General features: G+C 66.2%; 23 protein-coding genes and 1 other RNA gene. 12 read left to right on the top strand and 12 right to left on the bottom strand.

Features of this window, described 5'->3' with window-relative positions; genetic code table 11:
* The first annotated feature begins 79 nt into the window (after window positions 1-79).
* Window positions 80-661, top strand: a complete 582-nt coding sequence (locus ACH13J_RS06745) for a VOC family protein (RefSeq protein ID WP_397542553.1) — start codon at window positions 80-82, stop codon at window positions 659-661.
* Here the strand turns inward: ACH13J_RS06745 and ACH13J_RS06740 are convergent.
* The gene (locus ACH13J_RS06740) at window positions 655-1,311 is read right to left on the bottom strand and encodes a ribonuclease T2 family protein (RefSeq protein WP_397542552.1); all 657 of its coding nucleotides are present in this window, start codon (window positions 1,309-1,311) and stop codon (window positions 655-657) included. The two genes, ACH13J_RS06745 and ACH13J_RS06740, sit on opposite strands and share 7 nt — an antisense overlap.
* Before the next feature lie 126 nt (window positions 1,312-1,437).
* Between ACH13J_RS06740 and ACH13J_RS06735 the strand changes: the two genes are divergently transcribed.
* The gene (locus tag ACH13J_RS06735) at window positions 1,438-2,205 is read left to right on the top strand and encodes a DUF1013 domain-containing protein (protein ID WP_397542551.1); all 768 of its coding nucleotides are present in this window, start codon (window positions 1,438-1,440) and stop codon (window positions 2,203-2,205) included.
* A gap of 60 nt (window positions 2,206-2,265) precedes the next feature.
* On the opposite strand, the gene recR is transcribed toward ACH13J_RS06735, so the two are convergent.
* Window positions 2,266-2,859 carry a recombination mediator RecR gene (gene recR, locus ACH13J_RS06730; protein ID WP_397542550.1) on the bottom strand — a complete coding sequence of 198 codons (594 nt, stop codon included), beginning with the start codon at window positions 2,857-2,859 and terminating at the stop codon, window positions 2,266-2,268.
* Window positions 2,860-2,874: 15 nt separating this feature from the next.
* Window positions 2,875-3,219, bottom strand: a complete 345-nt coding sequence (locus tag ACH13J_RS06725) for a YbaB/EbfC family nucleoid-associated protein (protein WP_397542549.1) — start codon at window positions 3,217-3,219, stop codon at window positions 2,875-2,877.
* 145 nt (window positions 3,220-3,364) lie between these two features.
* Here ACH13J_RS06725 and ACH13J_RS06720 point away from each other — a divergent pair, with 145 nt between their 5' ends.
* Window positions 3,365-4,540, top strand: coding sequence for an MFS transporter (locus ACH13J_RS06720; protein WP_397542548.1), 1,176 nt, complete (start codon window positions 3,365-3,367; stop codon window positions 4,538-4,540).
* A 101-nt stretch (window positions 4,541-4,641) separates the two neighbouring features.
* Here ACH13J_RS06720 and acnA read toward each other — a convergent pair whose 3' ends face one another.
* Complete coding sequence (gene acnA, locus ACH13J_RS06715) at window positions 4,642-7,389, bottom strand: aconitate hydratase AcnA (RefSeq protein WP_397542547.1); 2,748 nt, start codon at window positions 7,387-7,389, stop codon at window positions 4,642-4,644.
* A 214-nt stretch (window positions 7,390-7,603) separates the two neighbouring features.
* Between acnA and ACH13J_RS06710 the strand changes: the two genes are divergently transcribed.
* From ACH13J_RS06710 to hemF, 5 genes are all read left to right on the top strand, one after another.
* On the top strand, window positions 7,604-8,305 hold the full coding sequence (locus tag ACH13J_RS06710; protein WP_397542546.1) for a DUF1223 domain-containing protein: 702 nt from the start codon (window positions 7,604-7,606) through the stop codon (window positions 8,303-8,305).
* 149 nt (window positions 8,306-8,454) lie between these two features.
* The gene (clpS, locus tag ACH13J_RS06705; RefSeq protein ID WP_397542545.1) at window positions 8,455-8,799 is read left to right on the top strand and encodes an ATP-dependent Clp protease adapter ClpS; all 345 of its coding nucleotides are present in this window, start codon (window positions 8,455-8,457) and stop codon (window positions 8,797-8,799) included.
* Between the two features lies 1 nt (window position 8,800).
* Window positions 8,801-9,793 carry a methyltransferase gene (locus ACH13J_RS06700; RefSeq protein ID WP_397542544.1) on the top strand — a complete coding sequence of 331 codons (993 nt, stop codon included), beginning with the start codon at window positions 8,801-8,803 and terminating at the stop codon, window positions 9,791-9,793.
* A 35-nt stretch (window positions 9,794-9,828) separates the two neighbouring features.
* Window positions 9,829-10,629 (top strand): SDR family oxidoreductase, encoded by an 801-nt coding sequence (locus ACH13J_RS06695; RefSeq protein ID WP_397542543.1) that lies wholly within the window; start codon window positions 9,829-9,831, stop codon window positions 10,627-10,629.
* Between the two features lie 18 nt (window positions 10,630-10,647).
* A complete protein-coding gene (gene hemF, locus ACH13J_RS06690) occupies window positions 10,648-11,538 on the top strand; it encodes an oxygen-dependent coproporphyrinogen oxidase (RefSeq protein ID WP_397542542.1) in 891 nt (296 codons plus the stop codon).
* Between the two features lie 51 nt (window positions 11,539-11,589).
* On the opposite strand, the gene ACH13J_RS06685 is transcribed toward hemF, so the two are convergent.
* The 6 genes from ACH13J_RS06685 to ACH13J_RS06660 all read right to left on the bottom strand — a co-directional run bounded on the left by ACH13J_RS06685 (window position 11,590) and on the right by ACH13J_RS06660 (window position 16,021).
* A complete protein-coding gene (locus tag ACH13J_RS06685; protein WP_397542541.1) occupies window positions 11,590-12,540 on the bottom strand; it encodes an LpxL/LpxP family acyltransferase in 951 nt (316 codons plus the stop codon).
* 63 nt (window positions 12,541-12,603) lie between these two features.
* Complete coding sequence (gene nthA / locus ACH13J_RS06680; protein ID WP_397542540.1) at window positions 12,604-13,236, bottom strand: nitrile hydratase subunit alpha; 633 nt, start codon at window positions 13,234-13,236, stop codon at window positions 12,604-12,606.
* A gap of 3 nt (window positions 13,237-13,239) precedes the next feature.
* Complete coding sequence (locus ACH13J_RS06675; RefSeq protein WP_397542539.1) at window positions 13,240-13,503, bottom strand: SH3-like domain-containing protein; 264 nt, start codon at window positions 13,501-13,503, stop codon at window positions 13,240-13,242.
* Entirely contained in the window at window positions 13,496-13,834 is a 339-nt protein-coding gene (locus ACH13J_RS06670; protein ID WP_397542538.1) for a ScnB-like protein, read from the bottom strand. The genes ACH13J_RS06675 and ACH13J_RS06670 overlap by 8 nt, the downstream gene beginning before the upstream one ends.
* 64 nt (window positions 13,835-13,898) lie before the next feature.
* Window positions 13,899-14,291, bottom strand: coding sequence for a hypothetical protein (locus tag ACH13J_RS06665; RefSeq protein ID WP_397542537.1), 393 nt, complete (start codon window positions 14,289-14,291; stop codon window positions 13,899-13,901).
* The gene (locus ACH13J_RS06660; RefSeq protein ID WP_397542536.1) at window positions 14,267-16,021 is read right to left on the bottom strand and encodes a DNA polymerase III subunit gamma/tau; all 1,755 of its coding nucleotides are present in this window, start codon (window positions 16,019-16,021) and stop codon (window positions 14,267-14,269) included. The genes ACH13J_RS06665 and ACH13J_RS06660 overlap by 25 nt, the downstream gene beginning before the upstream one ends.
* Window positions 16,022-16,192: 171 nt before the next feature.
* On the opposite strand from ACH13J_RS06660, the gene ACH13J_RS06655 reads away from it, so the two are divergent.
* Window positions 16,193-16,681, top strand: coding sequence for a protein phosphatase (locus ACH13J_RS06655; protein WP_397542535.1), 489 nt, complete (start codon window positions 16,193-16,195; stop codon window positions 16,679-16,681).
* A 57-nt stretch (window positions 16,682-16,738) separates the two neighbouring features.
* Here ACH13J_RS06655 and ffs read toward each other — a convergent pair.
* Window positions 16,739-16,835: signal recognition particle sRNA small type (gene ffs, locus ACH13J_RS06650), an RNA gene on the bottom strand.
* A 17-nt stretch (window positions 16,836-16,852) separates the two neighbouring features.
* The gene (locus tag ACH13J_RS06645; protein WP_397542534.1) at window positions 16,853-18,763 is read right to left on the bottom strand and encodes a bifunctional 2',3'-cyclic-nucleotide 2'-phosphodiesterase/3'-nucleotidase; all 1,911 of its coding nucleotides are present in this window, start codon (window positions 18,761-18,763) and stop codon (window positions 16,853-16,855) included.
* Between the two features lie 231 nt (window positions 18,764-18,994).
* On the opposite strand from ACH13J_RS06645, the gene nudC reads away from it, so the two are divergent.
* From nudC to ACH13J_RS06630, 3 genes are all read left to right on the top strand, one after another.
* Entirely contained in the window at window positions 18,995-19,966 is a 972-nt protein-coding gene (gene nudC / locus ACH13J_RS06640; RefSeq protein WP_397542533.1) for an NAD(+) diphosphatase, read from the top strand.
* Window positions 19,967-20,050: 84 nt separating this feature from the next.
* Window positions 20,051-20,518: an SRPBCC family protein gene (locus ACH13J_RS06635; RefSeq protein ID WP_397542532.1), complete on the top strand. Its 468-nt coding sequence runs from the start codon at window positions 20,051-20,053 to the stop codon at window positions 20,516-20,518.
* Between the two features lie 94 nt (window positions 20,519-20,612).
* On the top strand, window positions 20,613-21,533 hold the full coding sequence (locus tag ACH13J_RS06630; RefSeq protein WP_397542531.1) for a CehA/McbA family metallohydrolase: 921 nt from the start codon (window positions 20,613-20,615) through the stop codon (window positions 21,531-21,533).
* Window positions 21,534-21,585 lie beyond the last annotated feature (52 nt).

Here is a 21,585-nt window from a genome sequence, read left to right as displayed (position 1 = left end):
TTTTCATACGCAGGATAATGCCTCTTGCTGCACAAGGGCTGCACCCCATATCTCTTCTCGACGCAAGGAGGATACGGCCATGCAGAAACTACAGGTTCAGGGCGTGCATCACATCACGCTGACCGGCGCCGACCGGCAGACATCGATCGACTTCTGGGAGGGTGTGCTGGGCATGCCGTTCATCTTCGACCAGCCGAACCTCGACGATCCCGACGAGGGGCACCTTTATTTCGATCCGGGCGACGGGCGGCTGATCACCGTTTTCACCAACGAGAACCGCAAGCCGGTGCACCGCGCCACGCCCGCGGATGCGGGATGCGTGCATCACCTTGCCTTCAGCGTGAGCGAGGCGACGTTCACACAGGTCGCGGACCGGCTCGAGGCGCGTGGCATACCGCATTCGGGGCGAAAGGATCGCGGCTTCATGGACTCGGTTTATTTCAGAGATCCGCTGGGGCTGCTGATCGAGCTGGCCAGCTACCGGTTCGAGCCGCCACGCGGCTGTTCCCACGCCGATGTGCTGATCGAAGCACATCGCGACCGGGTTGCGCGGGGCGATCATCACATTCAGCAGGTCCACGTCGCCAACGCCATCGAGACGCTGGTACGGCGCACCCAGCCCAGCCTGTCGGCCGACCGCGAGCCCAAGAGCGCCTACTGAACGCGGCGTGAACGCGGGACCGGGGCGAGCACCGCATCCGCAAGCGTGCAATCGCGGATCACGTCCTGCCCGCAGGGGACCGGTTGCAACGTCTTGGACAGGCACAGCCGTGCCTCCTGTATGCGGTTCTCGCGGCATGTGACGGTCAGCATGTCGCGGTGCCATCGCGGGTTCGCCCGGAGGAACGCGTCCTCCACGGCCCGTGCAGAGAGCTTCACGGGTTCGCGCAGCTGTCGGAATACCCCGGGCTTGCGGACGCGGGCAAAGGCCTCGCGGGAGCGTGCGAAATACTCCGCGGCAGAAAGCCCGGTGCAGGTGCCGTGTTTATGCCATTGGTGCCACGCCAGGCCGCCCGATCCCATGATATCCGCCATCGCCGCGGTCATGCCGCGTGATGGCGGCGGCAGCGATGTGGGGCAATTGGCCGGCCAGCCACGGTGGAATTGCGGCCACAGCCCGTGCAGTATCCAGCCGTTGCCGGCCTCGGGGTCACACTGGGCGGCATCCCGCGCCGTGCCCTCCAGCGCGCACCATGTCGGTGACCAGCTCATGCTCAGGACATAGTAATCGAACCGGCCCGCACGGTCGCCGTCGGCCAGGCTCATGCCGGCACATAACCAGAGCAGGATGACGTGTGCCGCGCGCATCATTCGGTCTTTCAATTTGTATTCTGCCCGACTATATACGCGCCAAGTTCCCCGACAACGGAAACCCGTCCCTTCTAGGGACAGCCAAGCCAGGCGACGGGGAAGATGTGCGTTAAGGAGACGTGAGAAATGGCAAAACCGCTTATGGCCAAGGCCACCGCCGTATGGCTGGTGGACAACACGACGATCAGTTTCAAGCAGATTGCCGATTTCGTCGGCCTGCATGAACTCGAGATCCAGGGCATCGCCGACGGCGACGTGGCCGCGGGGGTCAAGGGGTTCGATCCCGTTGCCAACAACCAGCTCACGCAGGAAGAGATCGACAAGGCTGAGAAAGACCCGCTGCACAAGCTGCAGCTCAAGCACAACCCCGCCGCCGTGGGCGAGGAAAAACGCCGCGGCCCGCGCTACACGCCGCTGTCGAAGCGGCAAGACCGTCCGAACGCCATCCTGTGGCTGGTGAAATTCCATCCGGAACTGGCCGACGCGCAGATCGCCAAGCTGGTCGGCACGACCAAGCCTACGATCCAGTCCATCCGCGAGCGGACCCATTGGAACATCGCCAACATGCAGCCCATCGACCCGGTGGCCCTGGGTCTTTGCAAGCAGACCGAGCTTGACGAGGCGGTGCAGAAGGCCGCGGCCAAGAAGGCCAAGGAAGGCGAGGCGATGGGCGATGACGAGCGCCGCAAGCTGCTGAGCACCGAGCAGAGCCTGGAGGCCGAGGCAGAGCCCAAGATGCCGACGGCCATCGAGGGGCTGGAAACCTTCAGCCTGTCGCGCGACGACGACGAAAGCTCGGACGACGGGGAGGAGATCGACGCCGACAGCTTCTTCAACCTGCCCGAAAGCAGCGACGACGAAGACGACGACGAGGACACTGGCGGTCGCGGGTAGGACGCACCGTATCCGGCCGGGCGGCGGATGGCGGGCAATGGCCCGCCGTTTCCCGTTTTTTCACAGGGCCTTGCGGGCGTTGAGCGCAGCGCCGATCGTGCCGTCGTCGAGATAGTCCAGCTCGCCGCCGATGGGGACGCCCTGCGCCAGAGAGGTCAGGCGCACCCGGTCCTCGAGCTGGTCGGCGATGTAATGGGCGGTGGTCTGACCGTCCACGGTTGCATTCAGCGCGAGGATGACCTCGGTGATGCTCTCCGCGGCCACGCGTTCGACCAGCTTGGGAATGCGCAGTTGCTCGGGCCCGATCTGGTCGAGCGCGGACAGCGTGCCGCCCAGAACGTGGTAGCGCCCCTTGAACACGGCCGCCCGCTCCATCGCCCAGAGATCCGCCACGTCCTCCACGACGCAGAGCTGCCCGTTGGCACGTTTTTCAGCCGCGCAGATATCGCAGGTCTCTGACGTGCCGATATTGCCGCAGCTCGTGCATTCCCGCGCGGTGGCGGCCACCCTTTGCATCTGGTCGGCAAGCGGGGTCAGCAACAGTTCGCGCTTGCGGATCATGTGCAGCACGGCGCGCCGTGCCGAACGGGGTCCGAGCCCGGGCAGCTTGGCCATCATCTCGATCAGCGCGTCGATGTCGCGAGTGGAGGTCATGCGCCCTACCGCGGATCAGAACGGCAGGTTCATGTCCTTGGGCAGGCCCATGCCTTCGGTGATCTTGCCCATCTCCTCCTTGGCCTTTTCGTCGGCGGTGGTCTGGGCGTTCTTGATCGCGGCGAGGATGAGATCCTCGACCGCCTCCTTGTCGTCGGGGTTGAAGATCGACGGGTCGATGTCGAGGCTCTTGAGCTCCCCCTTGACCGTGCAGGTGGCCTTGACCAGCCCGGCACCGGATTCACCCTCGACCGTCATGGTCTTCATTTCTTCCTGCAGATCGGCCATCTTCTGCTGCATTTCCTGCGCGGCCTTCATCATCTTGGCCATGTCGCCCATCTGGCCCAATCCCTTGAACATCGTGTCACCCCGGCGTTTGAATTGCGTTGGTCTTGGCCCCTAGATACGGGGCGCGCGGTCCGTGGACAAGGGCAGGCGGCCTTGACGCGCGCAGGGCTCGGGGTCATGTCCGCAACAGCTGTCCGGCACCCGGCGGAGGCAAGCGATGCACCGATTGTGGAAACTGTCCGCCGCCGGCTTTGCCGCGACCGCGATCACCTATGGCCCCGCGCGCATGGGGTTCGGCCTGTTCCTGTCGGAATTCCGGTCGGAGTTCCCGATGTCCAACGGGATTGCCGGGCTAATTTCCAGCCTTGGCTTTTTCGGCATGCTTCTGGGGCTGGTCGCGGCTTACGCGGCGCTGGCCCTGATAGGTCCGCGTCTGCCCGTCGTGCTCGGCCTGGGGCTTGCCGCGCTTGGCATGGGGCTGGTGGTTTCGGCCCCCAACCTGATGGTGCTTTCGGTCGGCGTGTTCCTGGCGATGACAAGTGCCGGGTTCGCGTGGTCACCGTTCAACACCATCGTCAACCGGCAGATCCCGCGCGCCGCGCGGCCGGCCGCGCTGTCGATCGTGAGTACCGGCACCAGCCTCGGGATCGCGGCGGCAGGGGCAACGGCGCTCGCGCTCGGCCTTGGAGAGTTTTCCTGGAGGGCGGCCTGGACCGCCTTCACGCTGGCCGGCGCCGCCGCCTTGACAGCGAACCTGTTGGCCCTGCGGGATTTGCCGCGTCAGATGGGGCCAAGCCCGCATCAACCCTGGGGAATACTTCTGCACGGATCGGCGTTGCCGCTCTACGGCATCGCGCTGTCCTTTGGCGTGACGACGGCGATCTACATTTCCTTCGCGGCGGACCGGATCGAGCAGGCCGGCGGCCTGCCGGGGCTGCCCGACGGCGCATCGTCAGCGGTCATTTTCGTGTGTTTCGGCGTGTGCGGGCTGGTCGGCCTTGCAACCGCGCGCGTCGAGGCGATGATCGGGCTTGCCGGGCTGCTGTGCATGCTGCTGATTACCTCGGCCTTGTCGCTGATCCTTGTGGCCCTCGCGCCGGGATCGTGGACCGGGGTGGTCCTGTCTGCGGGGCTGCAGGGCGCATTCGTCATGAAAATGAGCGCCGTCCTGTCATTCTGGTCGGAAAGGCTCTTTCCGCTGCTGCCGTCCCGCAGCTTTACCGCCGCGCTGATTGCCGTCGCAGCGGGCAGCGTGCTTGGTCCCGTGGCCGCCGGCGTCATGAGCGACCGGTTCGGCGCGGTCCCGATGTTCCTTTGTGTGGCGGCAGTTTCGGTGGCGACGCTCCTGATCCTGGTTCCGCGGCGCGACGATGCCTTTCCGGGGCGGACATGACCCTTCGGCCGCGCCGTGCCCGTTTGCGGGGCGCATTCCCCGTCTGAATGAAAACGGGGCGGGAATATCCCGCCCCGTACCGGTTCACGCCGCGTGCGCGCTCAGGCCGCGTTCGCGAGATCGCGCAGCACGTAGTGCAGCACGCCGCCGTGTTCGACGTATTCCTTCTCGATGGCGGTATCGATGCGGCACTTGAGGGTGATTTCCTTGGACGTGCCGTCGGCATAGGTGATCGTGCACGGCACCTCCTGCTGCGGTTTCACACCCGAAAGCCCCTTGATCGTCACCGATTCGTCGCCGGTCAGCTCCAGCGTCTTGCGGGTGTCGCCGCCGGTGAACTCGAACGGGATGACGCCCATGCCCACGAGGTTCGAGCGGTGGATGCGCTCGAAATTCTCGGCGATGACGGCCTTGACCCCCAGCAGGTTGGTGCCCTTGGCCGCCCAGTCCCGCGAAGAGCCCGCGCCGTACTGTTCGCCGCCGAACAAGACCAGCGGCGTGCCCTGCTCCTGGTAGGCCATGGCCGCGTCGAAGATCGAGGTCTGCTCGCCGTCCGGCCCCTTGGTATAGCCGCCCTCGACCCCGTCCAGCATCTCGTTACGGATGCGGATATTGGCGAAGGTGCCGCGCATCATCACCTCGTGGTTGCCACGCCGCGAGCCGTACGAGTTGAACTCGCGCGGCTGCACGCCCCGCTCGATCAGGTACTTGCCAGCCGGCGTATCGGGTTTGAACGACCCGGCGGGCGAGATGTGGTCGGTCGTGACCATGTCACCCAGAAGCGCGAGGATGCGCGCATCCTCGATGTCGGATATCTGCCCGGGTTCTTTCGACATGCCGCGGAAGTAGGGCGGGTTTTGAACATAGGTCGACTCGGGCGGCCAGTCGTAGGTTTCGCCGGTTGCCGTTTCGACGGACTGCCATTTCTCGTCGCCCTTGAAGACGTCGGCGTATTTCTCCTGGAAGGCCGCACGCGTGACGGTCCGCTCGACCAGCTCGGCGATCTCCTTCTGGCTGGGCCACAGGTCCTTGAGGTAGACATCCTTGCCATCCGGCGTCTGCGCGATGGGGTCGCTGGCGAGGTTGATGTTCATGTCGCCGGCCAGCGCGTAGGCCACCACCAGTGGCGGGCTTGCCAGGTAGTTGGCGCGCACGTCCGGGCTGATCCGGCCCTCGAAGTTGCGGTTGCCCGACAGCACGCTCGTTGCGACGAGATCGTTGTCGTGGATTGCCTTGCTGATCTCGGGCTGGAGCGGGCCGGAGTTGCCGATGCAGGTCGTGCAGCCATAGCCCACGAGGTTGAAACCGATTGCGTCGAGATCATCCTGCAGACCGGCATCCTCCAGATAGGCCGAAACGACCTGCGAGCCGGGGGCGAGAGATGTCTTGACCCAGGGCTTGCGGTTGAGTCCCAGTTCGCGCGCCTTGCGCGCCACGAGGCCGGCGCCGATCATCACGTAGGGGTTGGAGGTGTTCGTGCACGACGTGATCGAGGCGATCACGACCGAGCCGTCGCGCAGCTCGTACTCCTCGCCCTCGACCTTTGCGGTCTTGCGCGGGTCGATCAGCGCATCCGGTGCGGGGCCTTCGGAGGCCATGGCGGTGGCGCCGTTGCTTTCATCCTCGCCGCGGTAGTCGGCGACCACCTGGAAGAATTCAGGGGCGGCGCGGTCGAGCGCCACGTAATCCTGCGGGCGTTTGGGCCCCGAGATGGCCGGCACGATCTCGCCCATGTCGAGCTTGAGCGTGTCGGTGTAGACCGGCGCGTAGTCCGGCCCGCGCCAGAATCCGTTTTCCTTGGCGTAGGCCTCGACCAGCGCGATGCGGTCCTTGTCGCGGCCGGTCTGCTCGAGATAGCGCAGGGTTTCGTCGTCGATGGGAAAGAACCCGCAGGTGGCGCCGTATTCGGGTGCCATGTTCGCGATGGTGGCGCGGTCCGCCAGCGGCAGGTTGTTCAGCCCGTCGCCGAAGAACTCGACGAACTTGCCCACCACGCCTTTCTTGCGCAGCATCTCCACGACCTTCAGCACCAGGTCGGTGCCGGTCACGCCCTCGACCATTGCCCCGGTCAGCTCGAACCCCACGACCTCGGGGATCAGCATGGAAATGGGCTGGCCCAGCATGGCGGCCTCGGCCTCGATGCCGCCCACGCCCCAGCCGAGCACGGCGACGCCGTTGATCATGGTGGTGTGGCTGTCGGTGCCGACCAGCGTGTCGGGGTAGGCCACGGTTTCGCCGTTCTGGTCCTCGTCGGTCCAGACCGTCTGGGCAAGGTATTCCAGGTTGACCTGGTGGCAGATACCGGTGCCCGGCGGCACCACGCGGAAATTGTTGAACGCGCCCTGACCCCATTTGAGGAACTGGTAGCGCTCCATGTTGCGCTCGTACTCTCGGTCAACGTTCATCTGGAAGGCGCGGGGGTTGCCGAACTCGTCGATCATCACCGAGTGGTCGATCACGAGGTCCACCGGGTTCAGCGGGTTGATCTGGCTCGCCTTGCCGCCGAGTTCCTTGATGCCGTCGCGCATCGCGGCGAGGTCCACGACCGCCGGCACGCCGGTGAAATCCTGCATCAGCACGCGCGCGGGGCGGTAGGCGAGTTCATGGTTCGTGCGGCCGCCATTGTCCGCCCACTCCGAAAAGGCCTTGATGTCGTCGGTGGTGACGGTCTTGCCGTCCTCGAAGCGCAGCATGTTTTCCAGCACCACGCGCAGGCTGACGGGCAGACGTGAGAAATCCCCCAGCCCTGCCGCCTCGGCCGCGGCGATGGAGTAATAGGAAACGGTGTTTCCGGCAGCGGTGAGCGTTCTGCGCGTATTGGCGGTGTCTTGGCCGACTGTAATGGGCATGCGGGCTGTCCTTTCGAAATCGGGGCTGGCAATTCGTGCCTGCTTCTGGCCCATCTGGATCAGGCGATCAAGAGGGCAGGGCAGTTTTGTATACTATCGCACACAATTGCTGCGGCGCGCAAGCCTTGCCGGTATCGCGAATCCTTGATTGGCCATCGGCGCAAAGAACGCCTAGAACCGGCCAAGGTCACGGAAACCCGAGGCATCTGCTCCGATGATGAAGAAAACCCGATCCCTTCTGGCATGCGTTCTCATGCTCGTCGCGTCGCCGCTGGCGGCGCAGGAGCGGACCGTGCTGGTCGAGTTGTTCACGTCGCAGGGCTGTTCTGCCTGCCCCCCCGCGGACAAACTGCTACACGAACTCGCCGCGCGTGATGATGTTGTCGCGCTCGCGCTGCATGTCGACATCTGGGACTACATAGGCTGGAAGGACAGCTTTGCCCGCCCGGAGAACACCAAGCGGCAGCGTGCCTATGCACAGGTCGCCGGCCGCGACATGATCTATACGCCGCAGATGATCATCGACGGTGCGGACGATGTGATGGGCACCCATCCCGAGGACGTGTCCGCCCTGATTCGGCAGCACAAATCCACGCCGCGCCCGGTCGACCTGGAAATCACCCGTCAGGGTGACATGCTGTCGATATCCGCGAGGGCAAAACGGGGCGTCGAAGGCACGTGCACGGTGCGCTTGGCGCGCTACAGGCCGCGCGCCACGGTGGATATCCTGCGCGGCGAGAATGCCGGCCGCACGCTCACATACGCCAATGTCGTGACAGAGATGACCAGGGTTGCGGAATGGGACATGCGTGAACCGCTCACCGTCGAGGTGGCGCTGACGGGGGAGTTGCCGGCCGTGGTCATCGTGCAAAGGAACAGTCACGGCCCCGTGCAGGCCGTCGCACAGGCGGATTGACGGGCCTGCAGGTGCCCGCCGTGCCAAGGTTGCCGTCGGCGGCGGGCTTGATGTCGTCGGTTAGGGTGGCGGTCCCCTCTTTTCACTTGGGCGCGTGAAGTTATATACACCCCCGGGATGGTGCCACGCCAAAGGACACCGAGCGAGAAATGCTTCAGCCGATCATTTGCATGTCAGGTTCCGATGACGGGACGGGCGGGGACGACACCTCTGTCGTCATCGAGACCAAGACCAAGACCAAGCGGCCGCCGCTATACAAGGTGCTGCTTCTCAATGACGATTACACGCCGATGGAATTCGTCGTCGCCGTGCTGGAACGGTTTTTCGGCATGTCCCATGCGCAGGCCTTCGAGATCATGTTGACGGTGCACAAGAAGGGCGTTGCCGTGGTGGGGGTCTTTACCCACGAGATCGCCGAAACCAAGGTGACGCAGGTGATGGATTTCGCCCGGCGTCATCAGCACCCGTTGCAATGCACGATGGAGAAGGAATAGCTTGGGCGGATCGTCGCGCCTGGGGCTGGCCGTGGGGTCAGGGGACGTGTCGCTGCCCGAGGACGGGCGGATCGCGGTATTCGGGCCGCGGGCGGGCATGGACCTCTCGGCACTGCCGGGCGGGCTGTGCCAGGTCATCACGGGCTTCAAACCCGACCGCGATCATTTCGCCGGACTTGGGTATGATTGCGTCCGCGAGCCGGAAGGCCGTTACGCGGCATCCTTGGTGTGTGTCGCCCGCGTCCGGGCGCTCACACAGGCGATGATCGCCGAGGCCGCGGCGGTTACTGACGGTCCGGTGATCGTGGACGGGGCCAAGACCGACGGCGTTGAGGCGGTGCTGAAGGCGTGCCGCAAACGCGCGGCGGTCGGGCCCGTTCTGTCCAAGGCGCACGGCAAGCTCTTCCACTTTCCCGCCGGCCCCGGCTTCGAGGACTGGGCGCGTGGCGCGCCCCGCGAGATCGAGGGCGGGTTCGTGACGTTGCCCGGCATCTTCTCGGCCGATGGCGTGGACCCGGGCTCGGCCCTGCTGGCCGATCACCTGCCCGCCAGATTGGGGGCGCGGGTGGCGGACCTGGGCGCCGGGTGGGGATATCTGAGCCACCGGGCGCTCGCGCGGGAGGATATCGAGGAGTTGCACGTGGTGGAGGCCGATTTCGCCGCGCTTGCCTGCGCGCGGCGGAACGTGCTGGACGGGCGCGCCCGGTTTCACTGGGAGGACGCCACGCGTTGGCAGCCCCCGGCAAAGCTCGACACGGTTATAACCAACCCGCCCTTCCACACCGGCCGCAGCCCCGATCCCGCGCTGGGGCAGGCCTTCATCCGCGCCGCGGCGCGGATGCTCGCGCCCAAGGGCCAGCTTTTTCTGGTCGCCAACCGCCATCTTCCGTATGAGTCGGAATTGACACGCCAGTTCGCGGATGTGGGCGAGATGGACGGGGATACGCGGTTCAAGCTGCTGCATGCGGCACGCCCGGCCGTCAGGGCCGGCTGATCCGGCCGCGAGCGGCCAGAAAAGGGGAATCATCCATGTCATTTTCCATTTCGGGCAAAACCGCGATCGTCACCGGCGGCGCCAACGGCATCGGGCTGGCCATCGGGCGACATTTTGCCGACAAGGGTGCCAATGTCATGTTCGCCGACATGGACGAGTCACAGCTCGTCAAGCAGCTCGGGAAGCAACAAGAAGACAGCAACACGCGCTATTTCGCCGGCGACCTGCGGGAAAAGCTGACGCTGGCCAACCTGCTCTCGGCCACGATCGACGCCTTCGACCAGGTCGATATTCTGGTGAACGCGTCGCGGCAGGTGATGGTGTCGGACCCGCTCAATCCCGATGACGACGCCGTGGAAATGCTGCTCCAGCAAAACCTGATCACCTCGCTGCGGACCAGTCAGCTGGTCGCCAAGCGCATGATCAAGCAGGCCGAGGGGCGCGAGGACGGGATTGCGGGGACGATCGTGAACCTGTCGTCGATCGCGGCGCGGCGCACGCATCCCGACCTGCTTGCCTTTTCCGTTTCGTCCGCCGCGCTCGACCAGATGACGCGCAGCCTCGCCGTTGCGCTTGCCCCGCACCGCATTCGCGTCAACGCCCTCGCCTTCGGTTCGGTGATGAGCGCCTCCCTGCGCGACACGCTGCGCGAGAACCGTGATTTCCGCGCCGACATCGAGGATCATACGCCGCTTGGGCGCATCGCCTCGGCCACCGAGCTGGCGGAGGCGGTGCAATACCTCGCCTGCGACAGCTCGGCCTTCATGACCGGCCAGATCATGACGGTAGATGGCGGGCGCACCCTGCTCGACCCGGTCGCTGCGCCGGCACATTGAAGAGGGAAGTACACGACGATGACGGCGCAGATGAGCGAAGAAAAGCGGCGCGCGGCGGACTGGTTCAGACATCTGCGCGACGAGATCGTGGCGGCCTTCGAGGCCCTGGAGGACAGCCATGACACCGGCCCCCTGTCCGAGGCCGGGCCAGGCCGGTTCGAAGTGAGCGAAACCAACCGCAGCAGCGACGACGGGTCCGACGCTGGCGGCGGATTGATGAGCGTGATGCGCGGCGGCCGCGTGTTCGAAAAGGTGGGTGTCAACGTCTCTGAGGTCTACGGCACGCTCGGCGAGGCCGCGCAGCAGGCGATGGCCGCCCGCGGCGTGGCGGGCATCGACCGTGACCCGAGCTTCTGGGCCAGCGGGATCAGCCTTGTCGCGCACATGCAGAATCCACATGTGCCGGCGGTGCACATGAACACGCGGATGTTCTGGACCCCGAATGCGTGGTGGTTCGGCGGCGGGTCGGACCTGAACCCCTGCATCGAGTATGACGAGGACACCGCGCATTTCCACGCCACCCAGAAGGCCCATCTCGACCCGCACGGGAAAGAGCAGTATCCGCGCCTAAAGGCATGGGCGGACGAGTATTTCTACATCCCGCACCGCCACCGCGCGCGGGGCGTGGGCGGCATTTTCATGGATGACCAGAACAGCGGTGACTGGGAAGCGGATTTCGCGCTAACGCAGGATATCGGCAGGGCCTTCCTGCCCGCCTTCGTGCCGCTGGTGGAAAAGCGCCGGGTGCAGGCGTGGAGCGAGGCGGACAAGGATACCCAGCTCGTCCATCGCGGTCTCTACGCCGAGTACAACCTCGTCTACGACCGGGGAACCAAGTTCGGCCTCGCCACCGGGCACGACGCGAACGCCGTTCTGATGAGCCTGCCGCCACTGGCGAAATGGGTTTGATCGCGAGGGGACGGTGAAAACTGTCCGTCCGGTCACGCCCCGGCGCCGGCCTTAGCTTTCACCCGCCAGTTTGCGTTCCAGCTCCTCGAGTTGCTTGGCACGCATCTGGCCGACGACGTTGGCCCCGTCCTTCCACCGGCGGTGAATCCAGAACCACTGGTCCATGTTCGCGCGCACCATGGCTTCGAGGCGGCGATTGAACTCTCGGGTCATCGTCAGCGGGTCGGTATGCGGGATCTCGTCCTCGAGAATAACCTCGAAATCCAGCCCGTTCTCCAGCCGGCGCGCCCAGACCGGCACCAGCGGCGCATCGTATTTCAGTGCCATTTCCGCGGCCGAAAGCGAGGTCAGCGCCGGCTTGCCGAAAAAGTCCAGCGGCAGACCGTCATGTGCGTTCAGGTCGTTCATGATCGCCACCGTTCCGCCCTTGCGCAGATGGCGCACCATCCGGGCGACGCCGGCGCGGCTCTGTTCGAAAATCGGCTCGCTCACCGAGGCCATGGCCCGCACGTAATGGGCGTTGAACGGCCGGTTCGACATGGCCCGGTAAAAACAGGCGATATCGATCCCCTGCTCCACGAGGCTGCGGCGCGCGGCGTTGAAATTGGCGATATGCCCCGAGACGATGACGGCGGGACGCCCTTCGGCCTGTGCCGCCCGCAGGATGTCGATCCCGGGTCCCCGGGCGGGCGCATCGCGCATCCGGGCGAAGAATTCCGGCGAGTAGAGCTCGATCATGCTGCGCCCGACATTGTCGGGCACTGCCACCATCAGCCTGCGAACTTCCGCGGCGGGCAGGTCCGGGCGCACATGGGCAAGATTGTCGCGGACACGGCGGCTGTATCCGGCCAGCGGGGCGAGGATACGTGCCGTCAGCCATCCGGCGACCGGGACGCGCCAGCGATAGGGTAGGGCGCGCGAAAGGATGACCGGAAGGAACAGGGCAACACCGGTCAGGCGCTCTGTGATCGGAATGCGATCTTGGCTGGAGGTCTCGCTCATCTGGGTCGCACGCGGCAGGTTACCCCGCCCCCTTACGCCGCCGGCTGCCGAACGGCAAGACCGTCACGGCCGGTGCGGCTGCCCGGTTCCGATCATCGAGTCGCGCGTGACCAGTGCTGCCAGATCGGCCTCGTTCATGCCGGCGGTGCCCGCCGGGCGCAGCGGCAGCACCATGTACCGCATGTCGGCGGTGCTGTCGTGCACGCGTACCTGCACATTATCGGGCAGATCGACACCGAATTCGCGCAGCACGGCGCGCGGCTCGATCACGGCGCGCGAGCGGTAGGCGCGGGTCTTGTACCAGTCCGGGGGCAGGCCCAGCAGATCGCGCGGGTAGCACGAGCAGAGCGTGCAGACCACGAGGTTGTGCACGTCATCGGTGTTCTCGACCGCGATCAGCCGCAGCGGGCCGATGTCCACGCCGGCCGCACGACAGGCCGCTGGCGCATCCGCGAGCAGCAGCGCCCTGAAATCTGGGTCCGTCCAGGCGCGGGCGACAACGGTGGCGCCCCGCGCCGGGCTGCGGGCGTCCATCTCGTCGATCTGGGCCGCGATTTCACCTGCCGTCATCTGCCCCTTTTCAACGAGGAGTTCGCGCACGGCGATCTCCATCCGCTGCCAGTAGCTCAGCGGCGTGTCGTTGTCGGGGCGGAATGGATGCCCCGAGGCGCTGATACCGTCATGGTCGTGCGGCATCCGTCAAACCCTCTCCAGCCAGTGGCCGAAAATCTCGGCATCGAGCGTGTCTGCCGGGGCTTCCGCGTCCGCGCCCCAGAGTTCCGCCATGGTGAACCTCACCCGGTAAAGCCGCTGCATCTCGGCAGGCAGACCATATGCGAGTTGTTCGGGGTTGCGCGAGGACCCGAGCTCGCGTTCGATCACCCCGACCTTGCCGCGCAAATAGGCGGGCGTGCGGACATGGCCCGGTGGCATCATCGTCTTGACGCGCACGCGTTCAGCCACGCTGCGCCTCGCCATAGGTCGCGCCGCGCGCGGCGACATCTTCCATCCGCTGGCCAAGTTCCTCCAGCGTGTAGACGCCGGATTCCACCAGGTTCTGGTTCACCGCGGCGATCCAGCGTTCATAGTAGCTCATGCGCTCGAAGGCGTCTTCGCCCATGTCCTCCAGCGCCCGGCGCAGCCCGTCGACGGTAAAGAGCCCCTTCTTGCCGCAGAGCACCAGCAGCGCGTCGACGCGCTTTTCCCACAGCGCGTGGTCGTGTTCGGCACGGTCCACGGCGCCCGCTGGCTGGCCACCCATGTCATGCCAGCGGCGTCCATTCATATCCATCATGGCTGCACAGTAGGCCGCGTCCGCCGACCGTGTCCACCGCTTTCATCGGTATGCCCGGATGCCGTCATTCCTTGCGGGCGGGAGCGCCCGTATAGAGGACCGTCGCCACGCAGATCGCGGCGACCGCGATGATGAACCCGGTCGCCGGGCCGACGCAGCCCTCGGCCGCGGCGGTGCGGCGCAGGCTCTCGGCCGGGTTGAAATGGGTATGGAACGAGAGCAGCACGCTCCAGCCGACGCAGATTGCCACGCCGCCCCACGCGCTGCGCAGGCGCAGGACAAGCATTGTCGCCACGAGCAGGACCAGCGCGGCGGGAGAGCCGAACAGGACGAGTGCCTCCGACCACGTGTTGACGGGCTCGCCGTCCCATCCCGGGCGGAGCCTGTCACATGCCGGTCCGGCCAGCGCAGGGCCGGGCAAGAGCGCGGCGATCAGTCCTCTTCGAAGGGATCCCATTCCTCGTCCACCTCTGGCAGCGCCTCCGCCTCGGCAGCGGCCTCCTGCTCTTCCGGCGTGCGGATTTCCGTGATCTCGGCTTCCGGGAAGGCGGCGAGAACGGCCTGCACCAGCGGGTGACCGGCCGCTTGCGCCTTGAGATCGTCGAATTTCGCCGACTCGGATTCGTCGATAGTCGGTGCCCCGCCGGACGAGACGACGGAGACGGCCCACCGGTTGCCCGTCCATCTTTGTAGCGCGGATCCCAGCCTTTGCGGCAGATCCGACGGTGCACCCGGCGCCGGCTCGAACTCGATTCGGCCGGGCCTGTAGGAGACAAGCCGCACGTAGCGCTTCACGTCTATTTGCAGCGTGGCGTCGCGGTTCGCGCGGATCAGCTCGACCACGTGATCGAACGTGGGGAAGCGCGCAACCGCCGCGTCCTGTTGCGGGGCGAGCGCCGTGGTCTGCCCCGATGTGCCGATAGCGGCCCTGCCACTGTCCTGCGTCGATGGCCGTGCGCCGGTTTCGGTGGATGTGCCCGGCCCGGCGGGCGCGCCGCCACCCGGCCCCCGCGGTGGGGGCGGCGACTCCTGCAGCTTGCGCACCAGCTCTTCCGGCGCCGGCAGGTCAGCCACGTGCGTCATGCGGATCACCGCCATTTCGGTTGCCATCATCGCGTTCGGTGCTGCGGCGACTTCTTCGAGCGATTTCAACAGCATCTGCCACATCCGCGTCAGCACCCGCATCGGCAGCGCCTCTGCCATGGCGCGGCCGCGGTCGCGCTCGTCTGGGCCGATGGTGGGGTCCTCGGCAGCCTCGGGGGTGATCTTGACCACGCTGACCCAGTGGGCGATCTCGGCCAGGTCGCGCAGCACGGCCATCGGATCGGCGCCTTCGGCGTACTGGCCTGAGAGCTCTCCGAGCGCGCCGGCGGCGTCGCCTTTCATGATAAGGTCGAAGAGGTCGAGCACGCGGCCCCGGTCGGCCAGCCCCAGCATGGCGCGCACCTGGTCGGCGGTGGTTTCGCCCGCGCCGTGGGAAATGGCCTGATCGAGCAGCGAGGTCGCATCGCGCGCCGAGCCTTCGGCGGCACGGGTGATGAGCGCCAGCGCGTCGTCGGCGATCTGGGCATCCTCGGCATCGGCGATCCGGCGCAGCATGGCGATCATCTCTTCGGGGTCGATGCGGCGCAGGTCGAAGCGCTGGCAGCGCGAGAGCACGGTGACCGGCACCTTGCGGATCTCGGTGGTGGCGAAGATGAACTTGACGTGTTCGGGCGGTTCCTCGAGCGTCTTGAGCAGCGCGTTGAACGCGCTGGTCGAGAGCATGTGCACCTCGTCGATGATGTAGATCTTGTAGCGGGCCGAGGCGGCACGGTAGGCGACGCTGTCGATGATCTCGCGGATGTCGCCCACGCCGGTGCGGCTGGCCGCGTCCATTTCCAGCACGTCGACATGGCGCCCTTCCATGATCGCGGTGCAATGCTCGCACCGGCCGCAAGGCTCTGTCGTCGGTCCGCCCGTGCCGTCGGTGCCGACGCAATTCATGCCCTTGGCAATGATGCGCGCCGTGGTGGTCTTGCCGGTCCCGCGGATGCCCGTCATGATGAAGGCTTGGGCGATCCGGTCCGCCTTGAAGGCGTTCTTGAGCGTGCGCACCATCGCCCCTTGGCCGACGAGATCGTCGAAGGTTTCGGGCCGGTATTTGCGGGCGAGAACCTGATAGGCTTGGGAGGGCGTGTCGTTCATGGGGCCTGCCGGATTCGGACATCTGGCGCGAGCCTAAAGGCCGCCAACAGGAGCGTCCAGCTTGCTTTTGGGGCGGCGAGAGGCCACGCTTGGCCCGCGTGTCAAGGATGGGAGGACCGCATGGTTTGCACGCGGGCCAGCTTTGCCCGGGAAGGCCGGAGGCGATAGGCGTTGTCGGGATTCATCGTGTTCGCTCTTCCGGTCGCGCGCGGGATCGTCGGGATTTCGCCGATGCCGGGCCGCGGGGGGCATTATGCCGAGGATATCGCGCATCTGAAGGACTGGAAGCCGGCGCTGGTCGTCACGCTGGCCACGGAGGCCGAGATGACGGCGGCCGGGGCGGGGGGGCTGGGGAATGATCTCCAGAACAGCGGGACGCGGTGGTTTGCCTTCCCCGTTCCCGATCTCGGTGCCCCCGGGTTTCGCCAGGAGGCGGACTGGCGCGCCGTCAGCCGGCCGGCGCTCGCCGCGCTGGAAGGCGGCGGGCGGGTTCTGATCCACTGCATGGGCGGCTGCGGACGTTCGGGGATGGCGGCGCTGAGACTGATGATCGAGTCCGGAGAGGCGGCGGAACCGGCGCTGCAGCGCCTGCGGGCCGTGCGTCCATGCGCCGTCGAAACTGGCGATCAACTGGATTGGGCGCGACAGGGAGCGGTATAGGCGGGTATCAGGCCGCGGGTGATGCAATGAGAAATCCCGGGCGCGTGCCCGGGAAAGGGTGAGAGGTTGGACAACGACCCAAGCGGGGCTCGTTACGGCTGCTTCCTTCCGGACCTGACCGGGTTGGCGAGGCGCTTGCCCGCGCCAACCTCTCGAACCTTTAAATAGTGGTCACATCGCGGATTCGCAAGGCGCATGGGCGAGCGGCATGCGCAGTTCTACGAAACCCGCCGGGTTCTGGCCGATCGGCTCCAGCCCGCAAACGGCCATCTCCGCCCGATGGGCGCGTATCCCCGGCCCTGTTTCGATCACCGTGCTGGCGCCGGGCACGGGCAGAAACGACCAGACAGGCGTGCCGTCGAGTGTCCGCAAGCCACCGTGCCTAATGAAATCCGTGACCGTATCGCGCACCCAGCCCTTGCATGTCACGATCAGTCGATCGGGGGGCAGGGCGGGATACGGGCCGCCTCCGAAGGCGCGGTAGTTGGTTACCGCCATGGCGAACTGCGCGTCCGGGTCGACAGGGCGGCCACGATGGCCAAGATGCCGGATGCGGCCACGCGCCCCGCGCGTATCGGCCCGACGCTCGCCCTTCGGCGTGTAGAGCGGTCGCGCCGTCAGGTCGATGCGGTAGCTCAGACCGGCGATGGTGTCGACCGCGTGCCCCGGAAAGTCCGGATCGCACAGTGGCTGGTCGTGCGCGCCCGGCTCGACTGTGTGGAAGCTGGATGCCGCGCGTTCCAGCCAGTCAAGGATCTCGGCCCCGCTCAGGCGCACCGCGCAGAGCATGTTCGGAAAAGGGCACAGATCCGTGGCGTGGCGTAGCGTGAACGGACCGGCGGGGATGTCGGTAAAGGCGGCGGGGCCGGAACGGCCGCCGGTGTGATACGGGGCCGTCGCGGCGAGCACCGGCAGATCGGCATGAGGGCCACCGGCCAGAATGGCCCGAAGGGCGCGGCGCTTGGCCTCCGCCACCAGTTGCACCGCCCGGTCGCTGCGGACGCGGGAAAGGTAGCTGTGGATGGGGCGGTGGGTATGGCCGTACGGGGTGTCGAGCCGGTCCAGCGTCGCTGCATGAGGGGCACTGACCCGATCAACGACCGCGGGCAGCGGTGGCGCGGGGGGCGTGTCCCCGCCGGACCGGACCGGGCGGACCTCGGCGTTGTGTCCGGTCACCCGCCAGCCGGACCCGGTCCGCGCAAGGTACAGGTCGATCACCCCGAGATGAGAGCCGCGGTATCCCGGCATGACGGCGGGAACCCCGTCGAATGTGCCGGCATCGTGATCCGCCGTACCCATTGCCCTTGCGCCCGGCCGCGGAAAGATCTCGTGGCTGTGGCCGGCGATGATCGCGTCGATCCCCGGCCGCCGCGCAAGCGCGAGGGCAGCGTTTTCCATGTCGGCATGTTCCGGTCCGGGGGCGGGGCCCGTATGCGCGAGCAGCACGACGATGTCGGCCCCCTGGCGGCGCAGCATCGGTACGCGCGCCTCGGCTGTTTCGACCATGTCGCGTGCCGCCAGGCGGCCACCCAGGTGATAATGGTCCCACGCGACGAATTGCGGTGGCAACAGGCCGAGAACGCCGATCCGCAACCGGTGGCACGACCCGTCCGCCAGCGTGACCCGGCGATCCAGCAGCACCGATGGCGGAAACAGCGTCTCGTCCTCTTCGGCCGTTCGGCCGCGACGTGTCAGCGCGTTGGCGCACACGACCGGCCATTCCGCGCCGGCAAGGGCGGTGTGCAGGGCCTCCAGCCCGAAGTTGAACTCGTGATTGCCAAGCGACACGGCATCGTAGCCAAGGGCATTCATCGCGGCGATGACGGGGTGGACGCCTTCGTGCGAAACGGTGCCGTCGATGTCGCCAAGCGGGGTGCCCTGCAGGAAATCACCGTTATCGAAGAGCAGGCATGGCCTGTCATCGGATCTGGCCTCCGCGATCAGGCTGGCGGTGCGCGCCAGGCCGAAGCAACCCGCGGTGCGGTTGGCGGCATAGTCGAACGGCAAGACGCTGGCATGAATGTCCGATGTCGCCAAAAGGCGCAGCCTTGCACTGGCAGAAAATGAGGAAGGTGACGTCATCGTACCTGTGCCATCCTGACGATCGGATCCGTCCGGTCATCGCGCGGCATCGCCGCGGTGTGGGCTGCAAGAAATCATGCGGTTACCTTAGATATTCCGTTCGGCAGCGTATATAAACACTCATAGGTTGTAAATGCCCGCACCTCGTGCATGCAAGGGATTTTGTGCCATGTGGCCGATGCTGCCCTGTGCCCTTGTCGCCGGGCGGGGAACGTGGCAGGCGGACAGGTCATGGAACATGCCGAAACGGTGACATTCGGCGGCTCGAACCTCGACCGGGCCGCGGAGCTGCGCGGCGCTGACGCGGCGCTGGCTGCGTGTATTGACTCGCGGCAGGCCCGAACGGTTCTGCTGTGGCGGGGCAAGCCGCTGCTGGTTGCGCCCGGGCGCGACCGGCTCGCGCGGTTGCCGATGGATCATGCGGTGCTGGCCGAGGCCGACCTCCCGCCCGTGCTCTTGGGGCGTGAGGATACGGAAACACTCGTCTTTGCCCACGACATATCGGGCTGGCGGCCCGACGGGCTGGACGAGGCAGAGCTGGACAGGTTCGCCGATACCAGTGAGCAGATGCATCCGGAGATGCCCCGAGATTTTCTGTTCGCCGATCTTCGGCGTGTCATGAGCCGTCTCGATCCCCGCGATGCAGAGCTGGCGGCCACGGCCAAGGCCTTGCTGGGCTGGCACCGCAGTCACCGTTTCTGTGCGCGATGCGGCAGCGAAAGCCGAATGGTGCAATCCGGCTGGCAGCGTAGCTGTGACGCGTGCGGGGGACAGCATTTCCCCCGCACGGATCCCGTGGTCATCATGCTCATCACGCGCGGCAACCGCGCCCTGCTGGGGCGCTCGCACGGCTGGCCGGACGGGTTCTATTCTTGCCTCGCGGGCTTTGTCGAGCCGGGCGAAACGGTCGAGGCGGCCGTGCGCCGCGAAGTTTTCGAGGAATCGTCCATTCGCGTGGGCCGTGTCGAATATCTGGCCAGCCAGCCCTGGGCGTTTCCCTCGTCGCTGATGATCGGCTGCCATGGCGAGGCGGTTGACGACGATATCCGGATCGATCCCGGCGAGATCGAGGATGCCGTCTGGGTCAGCCGCGAGGAGGTCATGCAGACCTTTGCCGGGCAGCATCCGACGCTGATGCCGGCCCGGGAAGGGGCGATCGCGCATTTTTTGTTGCGCAACTGGCTTGCGGACACGCTGGATTGACGTGACAATACCGCCAAGGTCCCGCGCGCCACGATCGCGGGGCGCATGTGATGGCAGGCGTTACCGGCAAGCAGGGGCTGGATCATGGAATTTTGCAGGACCGTCGATGTCGAGGCGCCGAGCGATTTCGTTTTCTCCCAGATGGCCGATTTCAACGCGATCGAGCGTGCGGCGATGCGTCGGGGGGCCGAAGTGCAGCGCATCGACAAACTCACGCGGACGGGGCCGGGCATGGCGTGGGATGTCAGTTTCGAGTTTCGTGGCAAGACGCGGGAGCTGCGGCTGGAGCTTGTGGAATACGATCCGCCCAACGGCATGTCGTTCGACTATCGCTCCCCGTCGCTGAGCGGCCGGATGACGCTGGAACTCGTGGCGTTGTCGCGCAACAGCACGAGGGTGAGGATGGATGTCACGGCCAAGGCTGAGACCCTGACCGGCAAGCTGATGCTGCAATCGGTGAAGCTGGCCCGCAAGACGGTCAACAGCCGCGCGAAGGCCCGCATGGCCACCTACGCCGCCGAAATCGAGAGACGCTACCGCCACGAGGCTTGACCCGGGCCGGGCCGTGCGATCCGGAAGGAAAGGCATGCGATGCAAAACCGTTACATTCCGACGCTAGGGGCGGTGGTGACGGACCGGAGGTGACATGACATCGGCTTTTACCGCGCCGGGGCGGTTCTACCGCGGCAACCTGCATACGCACTCCACGCTTTCGGACGGACGGCTGACGCCGGACGAGGTGTGCCGCCGATACCGGGCGGCGGGCTATGATTTCATCGCCCTGACGGACCATTTCGTGGGGCTCTTCGGGTATCCGGTGGCAGACACGACTCCGTATCGCACCGGAAATTTCACCACTCTGCTGGGGGCCGAACTGCATTCGGGCCCGCTTTTGAACGGCGATATCTGGCACATCCTCGCAGTGGGGCTGCCAGCGGATTTTGCACCGGCCAACGCGCCGGATTTCGCCCCGGCGGACGGGCAGGAAAGCGGGCCTGACATTGCCAGGCGGGCGCGCGACGCCGGTGCCTTCGTCGCGGTTGCCCATCCGCATTGGTCGGGCCTGACGCTCGACGACGCGATGTCGCTCGACGCGGCGCATGCCGTGGAGATATACAATCATGGCTGCGCGGTCGACGCCGCGCGCGGCGACGGTTTCCACACGGCTGAACTGATGCTGTCGGCCGGCCGGAAACTGTCGCTGGTCGCGACCGACGACGCCCATTTCGCAAGCGACGACGCCTTTGGAGGCTGGGTCATGGTCAAGGCTGAGGAAAATGCGCCGGGGCCGTTGCTGGAGGCGCTCAAGGCCGGGGCGTTCTATGCCACCCAGGGACCGGAACTGCGGGACATACGATTCGACGGAGATCAGATCGTCGTGGAGAGTTCTTCGGTGGAGCGTGTGATCGTGCAAGGCCATGCCAGCGCGGCGCAGTGCCGGAAATCCCCGGCGATGACCGAGGCGCGCCTGGGGCTGGCACCGTTCGCAAACAGTCCTTGGATCAGGGTGACGGCGATGGACGCGGCCGGGCGGATGGCGTGGTCGAACCCGATCTGGCGCGACTGAGGTGAAAAGCGATCGGCCCCGCCCATGACTGGACGGGGCCGGAGCGGTGGCT

This window comes from Roseovarius salis, from assembly GCF_044472985.1.
Lineage (GTDB): Bacteria > Pseudomonadota > Alphaproteobacteria > Rhodobacterales > Rhodobacteraceae > Roseovarius > Roseovarius salis.
Note: the sequence above shows the minus strand (reverse complement) of the source record. Positions and strands in the feature narration are given on the sequence as shown.

Coding starts and splice junctions, on each gene's coding strand:
- ACH13J_RS06710 (WP_397542546.1), top strand. CDS start 7,604: ATGATGAAGAAAACCCGATCCCTTCTGGCATGCGTTCTCATGCTCGTC.
- ACH13J_RS06735 (WP_397542551.1), top strand. CDS start 1,438: ATGGCAAAACCGCTTATGGCCAAGGCCACCGCCGTATGGCTGGTGGAC.
- ACH13J_RS06685 (WP_397542541.1), bottom strand. CDS start 12,540: ATGAGCGAGACCTCCAGCCAAGATCGCATTCCGATCACAGAGCGCCTG.
- nthA (WP_397542540.1), bottom strand. CDS start 13,236: ATGCCGCACGACCATGACGGTATCAGCGCCTCGGGGCATCCATTCCGC.
- ACH13J_RS06630 (WP_397542531.1), top strand. CDS start 20,613: ATGACATCGGCTTTTACCGCGCCGGGGCGGTTCTACCGCGGCAACCTG.
- clpS (WP_397542545.1), top strand. CDS start 8,455: ATGCTTCAGCCGATCATTTGCATGTCAGGTTCCGATGACGGGACGGGC.
- recR (WP_397542550.1), bottom strand. CDS start 2,859: ATGACCTCCACTCGCGACATCGACGCGCTGATCGAGATGATGGCCAAG.
- hemF (WP_397542542.1), top strand. CDS start 10,648: ATGACGGCGCAGATGAGCGAAGAAAAGCGGCGCGCGGCGGACTGGTTC.
- ACH13J_RS06645 (WP_397542534.1), bottom strand. CDS start 18,763: ATGACGTCACCTTCCTCATTTTCTGCCAGTGCAAGGCTGCGCCTTTTG.
- ACH13J_RS06665 (WP_397542537.1), bottom strand. CDS start 14,291: ATGGGATCCCTTCGAAGAGGACTGATCGCCGCGCTCTTGCCCGGCCCT.
- ACH13J_RS06670 (WP_397542538.1), bottom strand. CDS start 13,834: ATGATGGATATGAATGGACGCCGCTGGCATGACATGGGTGGCCAGCCA.
- ACH13J_RS06725 (WP_397542549.1), bottom strand. CDS start 3,219: ATGTTCAAGGGATTGGGCCAGATGGGCGACATGGCCAAGATGATGAAG.
- nudC (WP_397542533.1), top strand. CDS start 18,995: ATGGAACATGCCGAAACGGTGACATTCGGCGGCTCGAACCTCGACCGG.
- ACH13J_RS06740 (WP_397542552.1), bottom strand. CDS start 1,311: ATGATGCGCGCGGCACACGTCATCCTGCTCTGGTTATGTGCCGGCATG.
- ACH13J_RS06635 (WP_397542532.1), top strand. CDS start 20,051: ATGGAATTTTGCAGGACCGTCGATGTCGAGGCGCCGAGCGATTTCGTT.
- ACH13J_RS06745 (WP_397542553.1), top strand. CDS start 80: ATGCAGAAACTACAGGTTCAGGGCGTGCATCACATCACGCTGACCGGC.
- ACH13J_RS06720 (WP_397542548.1), top strand. CDS start 3,365: ATGCACCGATTGTGGAAACTGTCCGCCGCCGGCTTTGCCGCGACCGCG.
- acnA (WP_397542547.1), bottom strand. CDS start 7,389: ATGCCCATTACAGTCGGCCAAGACACCGCCAATACGCGCAGAACGCTC.
- ACH13J_RS06695 (WP_397542543.1), top strand. CDS start 9,829: ATGTCATTTTCCATTTCGGGCAAAACCGCGATCGTCACCGGCGGCGCC.
- ACH13J_RS06660 (WP_397542536.1), bottom strand. CDS start 16,021: ATGAACGACACGCCCTCCCAAGCCTATCAGGTTCTCGCCCGCAAATAC.